Raw genomic sequence first — 14884 nt, 5'->3', positions numbered from 1 at the left:
CAAGGGTGCAACCGTCACAGCGCTGCAGATGCGCGATATCACCTCGAATGAATAGAGGAGGTGGTCACTCTGCGTTGACCCCTTCGTCGTCAAGGTGGTGGCCCTCCTCAGCCACCGCCACGGGGTTCGCATGAATGCCACGCCCGCCACTGCCCATGAAACGGCACCGGCCACCGCCACTGCCCCTGCGCCGACTTATCCGGTGAATCTGCGCATCAACGGCCAGCCCTATCACCTCCAGCTCGAAGCCTGGGTCAGCCTGCTCGATCTGTTGCGCGACCGGCTCGATCTGACCGGCAGCAAGAAGGGCTGCGACCACGGCCAGTGCGGTGCCTGCACGGTGCTGGTCGATGGCCGCCGCATCAACAGCTGCCTGACCCTGGCGGTGATGCAGGACGGCGCCGACATCACCACCATCGAAGGCCTGGCCGATGGCGAGCAATTGCACCCGTTGCAGCGCGCCTTCATCGACCACGATGCCTTCCAGTGCGGTTACTGCACGCCGGGCCAGCTGTGTTCTGCGGTGGGCCTGATCAACGAGGGCAAGGCGCACGATCGCGATCAGGTGCGCGAGCTGATGAGCGGCAATCTGTGCCGTTGCGGTGCCTATCCGCAGATCACCGATGCGGTGATGGAGGTCCTGGGCAAGCCCGGCGACAGCCGCGACAGCGCCACCACGCCGTGGACGCCCGGGACGGTGCCGGCATGATTCCGCTCAGCTACGCGCGCCCGGACAGCATCGATGCCGCGCTCACCGCCATCGCGCCGCGTGGGGATGATCCGCACCCGGTACCCGCAGACGCGCCGGTGCGGTTGATTGCCGGCGGCACCAACCTCACCGACCTGATGAAGCTGCAGCTGATGCGGCCCAGCAGCCTGGTCGACATCAACCGCTTGCCACTGGACAGCATCACCACGCTGCCGGAAGGCGGGCTGCGCCTGGGTGCGTTGGCACGCAATGCCGATACCGCCTACCACCCGGAGGTGGAAACGCGCTATCCGTTGCTGAGCGCGGCCATCCTGGCCGGTGCCTCGCCGCAGATCCGCAACATGGCCAGCAATGGCGGCAACCTGCTGCAGCGCACGCGCTGCATGTATTTCTATGACCGTGCCACGCCCTGCAACAAGCGCGCACCGGGCAGCGGCTGTTCGGCCATTGGCGGGCTTACCAAGTACAACGCCATTCTCGGCGCCAGCGCGCACTGCATCGCCACGCATCCTTCGGACATGTGCGTGGCGTTGGCCGCGTTGGATGCGGTGGTGCATGTGCAGGGCCCGCAGGGCGAACGCGCCATTGCCTTCCCTGATTTCCATCGCCTGCCTGGCGACCATCCGGAGCTGGACAGCACCCTGGCGCCGGACGAGTTGATCGTGCACATCGACCTGCCCGACGCGCAGCGCTTTGTCGCCCACAGCGCCTATCTCAAAATCCGCGAGCGCCTGTCGTATGCGTTCGCGCTGGTGTCGGTTGCCGCCGCGCTGGATCTGACAGAGGACGGCAGCATCGGCGAGGTGCGCGTCGCGCTCGGCGGCGTGGCGCACAAGCCATGGCGCAATCCCGCTGCCGAGGCGCAGCTGGTGGGCCTGCCCGCCAACGCCGAGACTTTCGCGCGTCTGGCCGATGCGCTGCTGCAGGGCGCACAGTCGCAAGGCGAAAACGGCTTCAAGCTGCCGCTGGCGCGCCGCGCCATCGTGCGCGCACTGGAGGTCGCACGCGAGGGCACCATCGACAACCGCGGGCGCACCAGCGCGCTGGAGGAATCGCCATGAATGCACGCAGCACCGACCTGTCCAACACCGAACTGACGCCACCGGTTGCCGACCAGGGCACCGGCTTTCGCCCGACCGGTACCGGTGTCCCGCGCATCGACGGGCGCGCAAAGGTCACCGGCCAGGCACGCTATGCCGCCGAATGGCCGGTGCCGGACCTGGCCTATGGCGTGGTGGTCAGCAGCAGCATCGCGAAGGGAACCATCATCGGCTTCGACCTGGCAGCCGCGCGTGCGGTACCTGGCGTGCTGGACATCATCACCCATGAAAACCGTCCGCACATGCGCGGCATGGACCTGTTCTACAAGGACATGACCGCACCGGCCGGCTCGCCGTTCCGCCCGTTGTACGACAACACCGTGCTGTACAGCGGGCAGCCGATCGCCTTGGTGGTGGCCGAGACCTTCGAAGCGGCGCGTCACGCCGCGCATCTGGTGCAGGTGGACTACGCCCAGGAGCCGCACGACACCAACCTGATGACCAATCTGGACCGTGCGCACAAGCCCAAGGCGATGAAGGCCGGCTTCTCGCCGCCGCCCAAGGACAAGGGCGAGCCGGACACCGCGTTCGTCAATGCCGCCTGCCAGGTGCAGGGCGACTATTACAGCGGCGTGGAGCATCACAATCCGATGGAATTGTTCGCCTCCACCGTGATCCGTGAGGCGGACGGCCACTTCACCATCTACGACAAGACCCAGGGCTCGCAGAACAGCCGTTGGTATGTGTCGCACGTGTTTGGCCTGAGCAAGCGCAAGGTCACCGTGCGCAACCCGTATGTGGGCGGCGCCTTCGGTTCGGGCCTGCGCCCGCAATATCAGCTCGCATTGGCGGTGATGGCCTCGATCCTGCTGGATCGCTCGGTGCGGGTGGTGCTCACCCGCCAACAGATGTTCACCTTCGGCCATCGCCCGGAAACCGTGCAGCGGCTCAAGCTCGGCGCCGACCGCGACGGCACGCTGCGGGCGATCTGGCACGAGGCCATCGCCGAAACCTCGCGCATCGAGGATTACGTGGAGGTGGTGGTCAACTGGAGCGGCCAGCTGTACGCCTGCGACAACGTGCATCTGGGCTACAACCTGGTCAGCCTGGACCAGTACAGCCCGATGGACATGCGCGCGCCTGGCGCCACCCACGGCGTGCATGCGCTGGAGGTGGCGATGGACGAACTGGCCTACGAGGTCGGTATCGACCCGTTGGCGTTGCGGTTGAAGAATTACGCCGAGGTCAATCCGGCCGACGACAAGCCGTTCTCCACCAAGGCGCTGCGCGAGTGCTACCAGCAAGGCGCCGAACGCTTTGGTTGGGCGCAGCGCCCCATGCAACCACGTGCGCGCAAGGAAGGCAGCGAGTGGGTTGGCTGGGGCATGGCCACCGGGCAGTGGGATGCCATGCAGATGTTTGCACGTGCGCACGCCGTGCTGCATGCCGATGGCCGCCTGGTGGTGAGCAGCGCCGCCAGCGATATCGGTACCGGCACCTACACGGTGATGGCGATGATCGCCGCCGAGGCGCTGGGCCTGCCGCTGGAACAGGTGACCTTCCAGCTGGGCGATTCCACCCTGCCCGTCGCGCCGATCGAAGGCGGCTCCTCGCATGTCAGCACGGTGGGTTCGGCGGTGGATGGGGTCTGCGGCAAATTGCGCACCAAATTGTTCCGGTTGGCGCAGGCCTTGCCCGACTCGCGCTTTGCGCGGGTCAAGCAGGACGCTGTGGTGTTCGCCGATGGGGCCATTGCCTTGCGTGGCGATGCCGGCAGTGCGATTGCGCTACCAGCGTTGCTGCGCGCGGCCGAGCTGGAGCAGATCGAGGACAAGTTCCTGCTGCTGCCCAACGTGCTCAAGCAGCGCAAGTACACCCGTGCCACGCATGGCGCAGTCTTCGTGGAAGTACGGGTGGACGAGGAACTGGGCACGGTGCGGGTGACGCGCGTGGTCAGCGCGATTGCCGCGGGACGCATCCTCAACCCCACCACCGCGCGCAGCCAGATCATCGGCGGCGTGGTGTGGGGCATCGGCCAGGCCCTGCACGAACACACCCAGTCCGACCATCGTTTCGGGCGCTTCATGAATCACGACTTGGCGCTGTACCACGTTTCGGCCAACGCCGACATCCACGACATCGAGGTGATCTTTGCCGATGAAGACGACCGCGTGGTCAGTAGCCTGGGCGCCAAGGGCGTGGGCGAGATCGGGCAGGTCGGCGTGTCGGCGGCCATCTGCAATGCGATCTTCCACGCCACCGGCAAACGCATCCGCAGCACGCCGATGACGCCGGACAAGGTGATGGCGGACTGAGCGATTGGCCGCGGATGCGTCCATCCGCGGCTTGACCACGACGGCAACGCACGGGCTCGACATTGCACGATGTCGGGCCCGTCGCGTCTTGCGACTGCATCGCTGGCACTGCGCGTTGCACAGGCCAGCCCCTCCGAAGCGGCCACATCAAATGCGAACGCCATCGACGCGAATGCTGCGGCGCTGCTGTAGCGTGAGCGGACCTCCGCCCACCGCAAGGCTCGTATGGCACCGCGCACCACCCGTCGACAGTTGCTCCGCGGTGCGGCCACGCTGGCCGTGCTCAGCCGGGTCCCGAGCGGTTGGGCGCTGCCGCACGCCCCCGCGCACGGGCCGGCCTTCATCGAAGACCTGATTGCACGCATGACGCTGGAGGAAAAGGCCGGCCAGCTCAGTCTTTTCAGCTCGGCAGAACAGATCGACAAGGCCATCGTCGCCAACCCGATCCACAAGGACGCGGCCGGCCGCACCCAGCTGGCGGCAGCGCGCGCCGGGCAGCTGACCGGGGTTTTCAACGGCTCCAACGTGCGCTGGCATCGGCAGTTGCAGCAGGCCGCCATGCAGAGCCGGCTGAAAATCCCGCTGGTCTTTGCCGCCGACGTGATCCATGGCTACACCACGGTCTTTCCGGTGCCGCTGGGCGAAGCGGCCAGCTTCGAGCCGGAGCTGGCGCAACGCACCGCGCGTGCCGCCGCGATGGAAGCCAGCGCGGTCGGCATCGACTGGACATTCGCGCCGATGGTGGACATCGCCCGCGATGCCCGCTGGGGCCGCGGGGTGGAAGGCGCCGGCGAGGACGTGCAGCTGGCGCAGGAGTTTGCGCAGGCACGCGTGCGTGGCTTCCAGGGCGAGGCCGGGCTGGCGCATGCCGATGCGCTTGCCGCCTGCCCCAAGCATTTTGCCGCCTATGGCGCGGCCGAAGGCGGCCTAGACTACGCCCGCGTGGACATCTCCGAGCGTACGTTGCGCGAGGTGTATCTGCCTCCGTTCCAAGCCGCCTTCGACGCCGGCGCGGTGACCACCATGGCCGCGTTCAACGCGCTGTCGGGTGTGCCGGCAACCGCCAACGCCTGGTTGCTGGGCACGGTGCTGCGGCAGGACCTGCAGTACCGCGGCCTGGTGGTGTCCGACTTCACCGCCGACCAGGAACTGGTGGCGCATGGCGTGGCCGCCGACGACCGCGACGCGGCACGGCTGGCGTTTCTGGCCGGCGTGGACATCAGCATGGAGAGCGGCCTGTATCTGCGCCATCTGCCCGCGCTGGTGGCCGCGGGCGTGGTGCCGATGCAGCGCCTGGACGCCTCGGTGCGCCGGGTGCTGGGTTTCAAGGCGGCATTGGGGTTGTTCGACGACCCGTTCCGGCGTCTGCAGCCGGCACGGGCGCAGCCGCGCCAGCGCCAGGCAGACACGCTGGCGCTGGCGCGCGAGGCCGCCTGCAAGTCGGTGGTGCTGCTGAAGAACGAACGCGCGCTGCTGCCCCTGCAGCGCAGCGGGCAACGTATTGCGCTGATCGGGCCGATGGCGCGCGACTGGGTCAACCACGCCGGGCCATGGAGCCTGTTCGACCAGGAAGACCGCAACAACACCGTGGCCGCGGCCGTGGCGCGTGCCATGGCCGACCCGCAGCTGCTGCAGGTGGTGGACGGGTGCGGCTTCGACCAGCCGCTGCCCGGCGGCGTGCAGGCCGCCGTGGCGGCCGCGCGCACGGCCGACGTGGCCCTGCTGGCGGTCGGCGAGCCGATGACCTACTCCGGCGAGGCGCAATCGCGGACCGAGATCGTCCTGCCGGACGTGCAACAACAACTGCTGGCGGCGGTGGCGGCCACCGGCACGCCGGTGGTGTTGCTGCTCAGCACCGGCCGGGCGCTGGCGCTGCAAGGCCCGGCGCTGCAAAGCGCAGCGATCCTGGTCACCTGGTTCCTGGGTTCGCAGGCCGGCAACGCGATGGCCGACATCCTGTTCGGTGCGCAGGCACCCAGCGGCCGCCTGCCGGTGAGTTTTCCGCAGGCGGCGGGCCAGGTGCCCTACACCTACGCGCATCCGCCCAGCGGCCGGCCCAATCTGAACCCGGCCACCTTGCAGCCGTACACCACGCATTACCGCGACGTGCCCAATACGGCGCTGTTCCCGTTCGGCCATGGCCTGACCTACGGCCGCATCGACTACAGCGACCTGCGCCTGAGCGCACCACAGCTGACCGCCACCAGCCGCCTGCAACTCAGCGCGCGCATCGGCAACCGCGGCAGCCGCGATGCAGACGAAGTGGTGCAACTGTATGTGCGCGACCGCACCGCCAGCGTCACCCGCCCGGTGCGCGAGCTCAAGGGCTTCCGCAAGGTCAGGGTGCCGGCCGGCGCGAGCGTCGAGGTGCAGTTCGAGCTGCGCCGCGAGCACCTGCTGTTTGTCGGGCAAGCAATGACGCCGACCGTGGAGCCCGGTGTGTTCGATGTGTGGATCGCGCCGTCGGCCGAAGCCGATGGCGTGAGCGGCAGATTCGAACTGCTGGGATGAGCGCGGCGATGTCGCCGCAGTCGTTGCGCGTTGCGTTGCACTTGATTGCAGAGCCCGGGCATTGCAGCGGCGGCGGCAGCATCGCAACACGCGCCGGCTGTTGACGCAGCGGCCGGCCGGCGGCCACCCAAGGCATCAACGCGATACGTCGGCGCCAGCGTGCGCGACCACACCGGCGGTGCGCATTGCGCACGCGCATCCGGCGCGCTGCATCGCCGGCATACGCAGCCTGCGATGCCAGCCCTGCCTATTTCCCCGCCAGCACCTGCGCCAGAAACGGCGCCGTGCGGCTGCCACGCTGCCGCGCAACCTGGGCCGGCGTCCCCGCCGCCACCACGCTGCCACCGCCACCACCGGCGCCCGGCCCCATGTCCAGCACCCAGTCGCTGCTGGCCGCCACGCGCATGTCGTGCTCGACCACGATGACCGTGTTGCCGGCATCCACCAGGCCCTGCAGCTGGGTCATCAAGGTGTCCACGTCGGCCGGATGCAGGCCGGTGGTGGGTTCGTCCAGCACATAGACGGTGTCGCGGCGTTGCGCACGCTGCAACTCGCTCGCCAGCTTGATGCGCTGCGCCTCGCCGCCGGAGAGTTCGGTGGCCGGCTGGCCCAGGCGCAGATACCCCAGCCCCACTTCGCGCAACACCTGCAGCGGCCGCACCACGCTGGTGTCGTCGGCAAAAAAGTCGGCCGCCTGATCCACCGTCATCGCCAGCACCTGCGCAATGGTGTGCCCGCGCAGTTCGATCTCCAGGGTCTTGGCGTTGTAGCGTGCGCCGTGGCAGGTGGGGCACGGCGCATACACGCTGGGCATGAACAGCAATTCCACCGACACCGAGCCCTCGCCTTCGCAGGTGGCGCAACGGCCCTTGGCAACGTTGAAGGAGAACTGCCCTGGGTCGTAGCGCCGGCGGCGGGCGGTAGGCGTGGCGGCAAACAACTTGCGCACCGGGTCGAACAGGCCCGTGTAGGTGGCAAGGTTGGAGCGCGGCGTGCGGCCGATCGGCTTCTGGTCCACGCGTACCAGCCGGCGCACCTGCTCCAGCCCGCCCACGATCGCCCCACCCAACGGCAGCTGCGTGCCGCGCTCCAGCGGGTCCAGTGCCTCGTCTTCGTCTGCCGGCGCGTGCCCCAGGTGAGCCGCCAGCAGTTCCACCAGCGCCTGGCTCACCAGCGACGACTTGCCCGAGCCGGACACACCGGTGACGGTGGTGAACACGCCCAGCGGCAGATCCACGTCCAGCGCGCGCACATTGTTGCGGGTGATGCCGCGCAGCTGCAGCCAGCCGGTCGCCGCGCGCGCGCGGCTCTGTACCGGTGGCGGCGTGCCGAACAGATAGCGCCGCGTGGATGAGGCCTGCACCTGTTCCAATCCGGCAGGCGGGCCGCTGTAGAGCACCTGCCCGCCATGCACGCCGGCGGCCGGGCCCACATCCACGATCCAGTCGGCGTGGCGGATCACGTCCACCTCGTGCTCGACCACGAACACCGAATTACCGGCCGCCTTGAGCTGATCCAATGCACCCAGCAGCGCCTGCGCATCGGCCGGATGCAGACCCGCCGATGGCTCGTCCATCACGTACACCACGCCGAACAACTGCGAGCGGATCTGCGTGGCAAGCCGCAGCCGTTGCAGCTCGCCCGGCGACAGCGTGGGCGTGCTGCGTTCCAGGCTCAGATAGCCCAGCCCCAGCGCCTGCACCACGCCGATGCGCGCGCGCAGGTCGGCAGCGATGCGTTGCGCGGCAATCGCCTGCTCCGGGTGGCTGGCAGCGCCCTTCCTGCTGCCTTGCGTGCGCACATCGGCCTGCGCGGCCGGGCGCAGCAACTCGGCCACCTCGTCCAGCGGCCGTCGCGACAGCTCGCCGATATCCAGCCCGGCAAAAGTCACCGACAACGCCTCGCGGCGCAGCCGCTTGCCATCGCACTGCGGGCATTGCGTGCTGATCAGATACTGCGCCACGCGCTTTTTCATCTGTGCGCTCTGCGTGGTGGCAAAGGTGTGCAGCACATAGCGGCGCGCACTGGTGAAGGTGCCCATGTAGCTGGGCTCTTCCTTGCGTTTGAGGGCGCGCTTGACCTCGGCCAGGCTGTAGCCGGCATACACCGGCACCACCGGCTGTTCGTCGGTGTAGAGAATCCAGTCGCGGGTCTTCTTCGGCAGGCTGTGCCACGGCACATCCACATCGTGGCCCAGCGTGGTCAGGATGTCGCGCTGGTTCTGCCCATGCCAGGCGCCCGGCCAGGCCGCCACCGCGCGGTCGCGGATGCTCAGGCTGCGGTCCAGCACCATGGTCGCCTCGGTGGCGTCGTAGATGCGGCCCAGGCCGTGGCAGGTGGGGCAGGCGCCGGCCGGCGTGTTCGGCGAAAACCCGTCCGCGTAGATGATGTCCTGCCCCGGCGGATACTGGCCCGCACGCGAATACAGCATGCGCAACGAGTTGGAGATGGTGGTGACGCTGCCCACCGACGAACGCGCACTCGGTGCGCCGCGCGCCTGCTGCAACGCCACCGCCGGCGGCAGGCCATCGATGGAATCCACCTCCGGCACGCCGACCTGGTCGATCAGCCGCCGCGCATAGGGCGAGATGGAATCCAGATAGCGCCGCTGCGCCTCGGCAAAGATGGTGCCGAATGCCAACGACGACTTGCCCGAACCGGACACACCGGTGAACACCACCAGCGCATCGCGTGGAATATCCACATCCACATGCTGAAGATTGTGCTCGCGCGCACCGCGCACGCGCACCAGGCCGGAAGAAGCAGACATTGCGTTGGACATGACGGTAAAACCAGATCGACAAGGCCGCAGCCTAGCGTGCGCGGCATGCAGCCGATGTCAGCGCTTGCGGCCGGTGCTGATCACCCAGTGCTGATCGACCAGCGCGCGCCCGCACTCAGCCCGGTGCGTGCGCCGGCAGCGCCTGCTCGCCGTGGTCGGCCAATGCCTGCATCCGCGCGACCACGCCGCTGAACAGGCGTGCGGTGGCGGCGTTGCGGCTGCGGAAGATCTCTTCCAGCGCGGCGTAGTACCACAGCGTGCCGTCGCGGCCGGCGGTGAACACCTTGAAGATGTCCTGCCCCACCGCCGGGTTGTCCAGGTCCTGCACGATGGTGCGCGCGTTATAGAGCTTGTCGCAGCCGGACACCAGCAGCGCGCGCTCGGGCGTCTTGCGCAGGTGCTCCAGATAGGCCAGCTTGCGTTCGCGCCAATCGCGCTTGCGCGCACGCGCGCTGTTGTCCACCTCGGCCTTGTCTTCGGCGGTGGCATCGGTGCAGGCCATCACGATGTCGGCCACGGCGTCGCCGAACTGCGCGCGGATCGAGGCCTCGTGGCCGCCACCGCAGTCTTCCACCACGTCATGCAGCAGGCCGGCAATGGCCTGCTCTTCGTCGCCACCGCATTCCAGCACCAGTGTCGACACGCCCAGCAGATGGCTCAGATACGGAATCTGCGTGCCCTTGCGCACCTGTCCGGCATGGGCAATGCGCGCGTAGTCCACGGCCAGGGCGTAGCGTTCGGTAAGAGCGGTCATGGGGCGTCCGATGCGAGCGATGGTGACAGTATCGCCGAGCCCGACCACGCGCGGAGTGAGGATGCTGCGATGGGCCGTGCGCCCTCAATGACGCGCTGTTGCGGCCGATAGGACTAGGCTCGACCCACGCCGCATGATAGACCACGCCATGACCCAGATTCCTGTTTGCAACGCCTGCCGCGACGGCCAGGAATTTCCCACCGCCATCACCATGGCGTTCCAGCCCATCGTCGATGTCGCCACGCGCAGCCTCTATGCCGGCGAAGCGCTGGTGCGCGGGGTCAACGGCGAGTCGGCCGGCAGCATCCTGGCGGCGGTGGATGCGCGCAACCGCTATGCCTTCGACCAGGCCTGCCGCATCAAGGCGATCGAATGCGCCGCGCAGATCGCACTGCCCACGCTGCTGTCGATCAACTTCATGCCCAATGCGGTCTACAACCCCGAGCATTGCCTGCGCGCCACGCTCTCGGCTACCGAGCAATACGGCTGGCCGCTGGATGCCATCATCTTCGAGGTCAGCGAGCAGGAGCACCTCACCGACCCGGCCCACCTGCTCGACATCCTGCGCACCTACCAGGCCCGCGGCCTCAAGACCGCCATCGACGATTTCGGCGCCGGCTACGCCGGGCTCGGCCTGCTGGCCGACTTCCAGCCCGACCTGCTCAAGCTCGACATCGCCCTGATCCGCGGCGTCGACACCAACCGCAGCCGCCAGGCCATCGTCCTGCACGTCACCCGCATGTGCGAAGAACTCGGCATTACTGTCATCGCCGAAGGCATCGAACAACCCGACGAATCCCGCGCCCTGCGCGACATGGGCATCCACCTGCAGCAAGGCTACCTGTTCGCCAGACCGCAGATCGGCGCGCTACCGCAGGTGCACTGGCCGCACTAAGCACGCGCGCGCCAATCGCGCCCCCATCGGCACAAGCGCAATCGCCTGACACACCATCCGCACCCGAAGAAATCACCCAGCACGCAAGCCGATTCCCGATTCCCGATTCCCGATTCCCGATTCCCGATTCCCTATTCCCCAGCACTGGCAAGTTCAGAGACCGGCACCGGGTTGGCCTGATGCGCCAGGTATTGATGGACCTGCGCCACCACCGCCGCGCCCTCGCCCACGGCCGCAGCCACGCGCTTGACCGAGCCGGCCCGCACATCGCCGATCGCGAATACACCCGGGCGATTTGTTTCCAGCGGCAGGCAGGCCGGCACACCATCGCCGCGCGCGGTGCCGGTAATGACAAAACCGCGCTTGTCGGTTTCCACGCAGTTCTGCAGCCAACCGGTATTGGGGTCGGCACCGACGAACAGGAACAGGTGGCGCAACTCCACCCGTGTGGTTGCACCATCTGCGCGGGTGCGCAGGACGGCCGCCTGCAGGCCGCGATCGGGGTCACCGTCCAGCGCGGCCACTTCGGTGCCGGTATGCAGCTGCACGTTCGGCAACGCAGCGATGCGCTCGATCAGGTACTGCGACATCGACGCTTCCAGCCCGTCGCCGCGGATGATCAGGTGCAATTCCTTGACCCGCGGCGCCAGGAACGCCACCGCCTGCCCTGCAGAATTGCCGCCGCCCACCAGCGCCACCACGCCGCCCTCGCACAGGCGCGCTTCCACCGGCGAAGCCCAGTACGACACGCCGTGGCCTTCGAAGCGCTCCAATCCTTCGATGTCGGGGCGTCGATAACGCGCACCGGAGGCGATCACCACGGTGCTGGCCAGCACCTGTTTGCCATCGGCCAGGTCCAGATGCAGCGCACCGTCGTCGCGCCCGCATTCCAGCGTTGCGGCTTCGAGCGGGATGGCCAGCTCGGCGCCGAATTTCAGCGCCTGGTTGTACGCACGCCCGGCCAGCGCCTGCCCGGAAATCCCGGTAGGAAAGCCCAGATAATTTTCGATCCGCGCCGAGGCGCCCGCCTGCCCGCCGATGGCGCGCTGATCCAGCACCAGCACCGACAAGCCCTCCGAGGCCGCGTACACCGCCGTCGCCAGGCCTGCAGGGCCGGCGCCCACAATCGCCACGTCGTAGCGCTTGTCCGGGTCGATGTCCGGGGTCATGCCCAGGCAATGCGCGGCCTCGGCATCGCTGGGTTGGCGCAGCACGCGGCCACTGGGGCACACCATCACCGGCAGGTCGTGCTCCTGGATGCCCAGCCGCTCCACCAGCGCGCGGCCGTCGTCGTCGGAAACATCCATCACCGTGTTGGGGTAGCCGTTGCGGGTCAAAAAGCCCTGCAAACGGGTCAGATGCGGGTCGTCCGGCTCGCCGATCAACACCGAGCCGGAGGCATCGCCTTCGATCAGCCCCACCCGGCGCAGGATCAGCGCACGCATCACCACTTCGCCCACTTCGGCCGAGCTGATCATCAGCGCGCGCAGATGTGCAGTGTCGAACGGCAGCGCCAGGCAACCGTCCGGCCCGGCGCGCCCGGCCGCCAGCGACGCGCGCCCGGCCAGCTGGCTCACCTCGCCGGTGAACTGGCCGGGCGTGTGCAGCGTGATCGGTTTTTCGTTGCCCAGGCCGTCGCGGCGCACCACTTCGATGGCGCCTTCCAGCACCACCCACACCGGCGCGTGCGCATCACCCACTTCGAACACGGTCTCGCCAGCGCCGAACCGCTGCGCCGGCCCGCTGGCAAAGCGCCGCGTGATTGCCAACTGGCCCGCATCCAGCTCGGGAAACATCTGATGGTGGCGGGTCTCGTCCAGAGGCATGGATCGGCAGCGTTTGAAGGGGGATTGCATGCAAGCATGCGCAGTGGTGACGGCAATGGCAATCACTCGAAATAGGCACGGCAGCGCATGACACGCGGCACACGCGCCGCAAGCGCACGCGAGCGGAGGTGGCAGCCGACTGCGCACGGCCGCGTCCTGGCGCGTGCCTGCGCAGGCGAGCGCCACCGGGCCATCACATCTGCACGCACATCACGGCGACGGCGGCTCCCAGTGCGGGCCATGCCGGCCTGTGGCCATGCGCTCTGCCGGGCGCACGCGAAACACCACACTCAGGCGTTCGCCCACTGCGCGGCTGGTCTTGGGAATGCCATGGGTATGCGTTCGCTGCGACGCATGGCTCATCGCCAGCAGACTGCCCGGCGCCAGCTCCAGGCCGATGGCGCGTGCATGGCCAGTGTTGGCACGCAGGTTCATGCGTCGCGGCGTTCCCAGTGACACCAGCGCAATCGGATACGGCGCCACCAGCGTCGGCAGCGTGTCGTGATGCATCGCCACGCTGTCGCGCCCGTCGCGATACAGGTTCAGCCCCACTGCGTTGTACGGCGCGGGCACCACCGCCTGCACCGCATCGAGCAGGCAGTGCAACGGCAAGCCGGCAGGCAACGCGCCATCCAGCCGATAGGAGGCCAGCAGGCGCGGCACCTCGACCACGCGGTCGTACATCTCGCGCCGCTGGCTGCGCCAGTCCGCTGCATCGCGCAGCGCGTCGAAGCACGCCTGTGCCAGCGCCGGCGCAAGCAGCTGCGGCCAATAGCGTACGCCGCCTTCGGCATCGTCCAGCACCTGCAAGGGCGTGGCGGCAGTGTCGAACAGATCCATCGCTGCCATATGCGGGCTGGCGCAGGCGATTTCAGCACCACGTCCGCGTCACGCCGTGCAGCAACCCGACCAGTTCAGCTTCACGCAGCGGTACGCAAACAGCCGCGTCGTGTTCACGCCGGGCGATCAAGCATGCCTGTCCAACGTTGTGGAGCTCTCGCATGCATCGCACTTTTCCTGCCCACGTGGTGATCTCCGGCGCCTCCAGCGGCATTGGCCAGGCCACTGCCGAAGCCTTTGCCGAACGCGGCGCGCGCCTGGTACTGGCTGCACGCGGCGAAGACGCCCTGCAGGCCGTTGCCGAACGCTGCCGCGCACGCGGCGCCACCGTGCTGGTGGTGCCCACCGACGTCAAGCATGCCGACCAGGTCAAGGCACTGGCCACCGCCGCACAGAGTTTCCTGGGCCGCATCGATCTGTGGTTCGGCAATGTCGGTGTTGGCGCGGTGGGCAAATTTCACGAGGTGCCGATCGACGCCAGCGCTGCGGTCATCCACGCCAACCTGCTGGGGCGCATGCACGATGCGCACGCGGTGATCCCGATCTTCATCGCGCAGGGCCATGGCGTTTTCGTCAACATGATTTCCTCCGGCGGCTTTGCACCGACGCCGTATGCGGCAGCGTATAGCGCCAGCAAGTTCGGCCAGCGCGGGTTTTCCGAAGCGCTGCGTGCCGAGCTGGCCGACTACCCGCGCATCCATGTCTGCGACGTGTACCCGTATTTTGTCGACACGCCCGGCCTCACCCACGGCGCCAACTACGTGGGCCGGCGTCTGGGCGGCCCGCCGCTGATGCTGGACACCCGCACCGTGGCTGCAGCGGTGCTGCGCCTGCTCGACCGCCCGCGCGCCACCGTCGTACTGGGCGCGCCCGTGCACGCAATGCGCGCCGCACACGCACTGGCGCCCAATCTGCTGGCCCGCCTCACCCATCGCGTGTTTACGCGTTACTTCGCGCAGGCACCACGCGTGCTGCAATCCAGCGGCAATGTGCTCGGCCCGCCGGCCATTGCAGGAGGCATCGACGGCGGCTACCGCAGGCGCGCGGCAGCGCATCCACGCTCGCCCCGCAACACGCTGGTGATCGGCGCGGCAGCAGCGGGGCTTGCGGCCCTGGCCGTACTGGCGCTGCGGCGACGTTGAGGCACCGCCATCCTGCCGCCGCAATGGCTGGGCAACGCGTTGCATGCGATAGGCGGTAGTGGCGATTGGC

At 68.2% G+C, this 14884-nt stretch carries 11 protein-coding genes; 6 read left to right on the top strand and 5 right to left on the bottom strand.

The annotated features are described in order from the left end of the window. Positions 1 to 130 precede the first annotated feature (130 nt). The 4 genes from RZV17_RS05965 to RZV17_RS05950 all read left to right on the top strand — a co-directional run bounded on the left by RZV17_RS05965 (position 131) and on the right by RZV17_RS05950 (position 6575). Positions 131 to 709 carry a (2Fe-2S)-binding protein gene (locus RZV17_RS05965; RefSeq protein WP_104581140.1) on the top strand — a complete coding sequence of 193 codons (579 nt, stop codon included), beginning with the start codon at positions 131 to 133 and terminating at the stop codon, positions 707 to 709. Continuing rightward, entirely contained in the window at positions 682 to 1770 is a 1089-nt protein-coding gene (locus RZV17_RS05960; RefSeq protein WP_355607900.1) for a xanthine dehydrogenase family protein subunit M, read from the top strand. The genes RZV17_RS05965 and RZV17_RS05960 overlap by 28 nt, the downstream gene beginning before the upstream one ends. After that, positions 1767 to 4064 carry a xanthine dehydrogenase family protein molybdopterin-binding subunit gene (locus RZV17_RS05955; RefSeq protein ID WP_184369567.1) on the top strand — a complete coding sequence of 766 codons (2298 nt, stop codon included), beginning with the start codon at positions 1767 to 1769 and terminating at the stop codon, positions 4062 to 4064. The genes RZV17_RS05960 and RZV17_RS05955 overlap by 4 nt, the downstream gene beginning before the upstream one ends. A 225-nt stretch (positions 4065 to 4289) precedes the next feature. Continuing rightward, positions 4290 to 6575 (top strand): glycoside hydrolase family 3 N-terminal domain-containing protein, encoded by a 2286-nt coding sequence (locus RZV17_RS05950; protein ID WP_355607897.1) that lies wholly within the window; start codon positions 4290 to 4292, stop codon positions 6573 to 6575. A 247-nt stretch (positions 6576 to 6822) separates the two neighbouring features. On the opposite strand, the gene RZV17_RS05945 is transcribed toward RZV17_RS05950, so the two are convergent. Next, positions 6823 to 9357, bottom strand: coding sequence for an excinuclease ABC subunit UvrA (locus RZV17_RS05945; protein ID WP_355607894.1), 2535 nt, complete (start codon positions 9355 to 9357; stop codon positions 6823 to 6825). Positions 9358 to 9472: 115 nt separating this feature from the next. Next, complete coding sequence (locus RZV17_RS05940) at positions 9473 to 10111, bottom strand: HD domain-containing protein (protein WP_047695851.1); 639 nt, start codon at positions 10109 to 10111, stop codon at positions 9473 to 9475. A gap of 148 nt (positions 10112 to 10259) precedes the next feature. On the opposite strand from RZV17_RS05940, the gene RZV17_RS05935 reads away from it, so the two are divergent. Continuing rightward, positions 10260 to 11006, top strand: coding sequence for an EAL domain-containing protein (locus RZV17_RS05935; protein ID WP_104581160.1), 747 nt, complete (start codon positions 10260 to 10262; stop codon positions 11004 to 11006). A gap of 131 nt (positions 11007 to 11137) precedes the next feature. On the opposite strand, the gene RZV17_RS05930 is transcribed toward RZV17_RS05935, so the two are convergent. The 3 genes from RZV17_RS05930 to RZV17_RS05920 all read right to left on the bottom strand — a co-directional run bounded on the left by RZV17_RS05930 (position 11138) and on the right by RZV17_RS05920 (position 13886). Further along, positions 11138 to 12832, bottom strand: coding sequence for an FAD-dependent oxidoreductase (locus RZV17_RS05930; RefSeq protein ID WP_166744062.1), 1695 nt, complete (start codon positions 12830 to 12832; stop codon positions 11138 to 11140). Positions 12833 to 13042: 210 nt separating this feature from the next. Then, a complete protein-coding gene (locus RZV17_RS05925) occupies positions 13043 to 13672 on the bottom strand; it encodes an alpha-ketoglutarate-dependent dioxygenase AlkB (RefSeq protein ID WP_355607890.1) in 630 nt (209 codons plus the stop codon). A gap of 31 nt (positions 13673 to 13703) precedes the next feature. Further along, on the bottom strand, positions 13704 to 13886 hold the full coding sequence (locus tag RZV17_RS05920) for a hypothetical protein (RefSeq protein WP_166750097.1): 183 nt from the start codon (positions 13884 to 13886) through the stop codon (positions 13704 to 13706). Between RZV17_RS05920 and RZV17_RS05915 the strand changes: the two genes are divergently transcribed. Further along, positions 13834 to 14814, top strand: a complete 981-nt coding sequence (locus RZV17_RS05915; protein ID WP_355607886.1) for an SDR family oxidoreductase — start codon at positions 13834 to 13836, stop codon at positions 14812 to 14814. The genes RZV17_RS05920 and RZV17_RS05915 overlap by 53 nt on opposite strands. Positions 14815 to 14884 lie beyond the last annotated feature (70 nt).

This window comes from Xanthomonas cannabis (assembly GCF_040616535.1).
Taxonomy (GTDB): domain Bacteria; phylum Pseudomonadota; class Gammaproteobacteria; order Xanthomonadales; family Xanthomonadaceae; genus Xanthomonas; species Xanthomonas cannabis.
The sequence above is the reverse complement of the archived record's forward strand: the minus strand, read 5'-3'. Positions and strand labels throughout refer to the sequence as shown.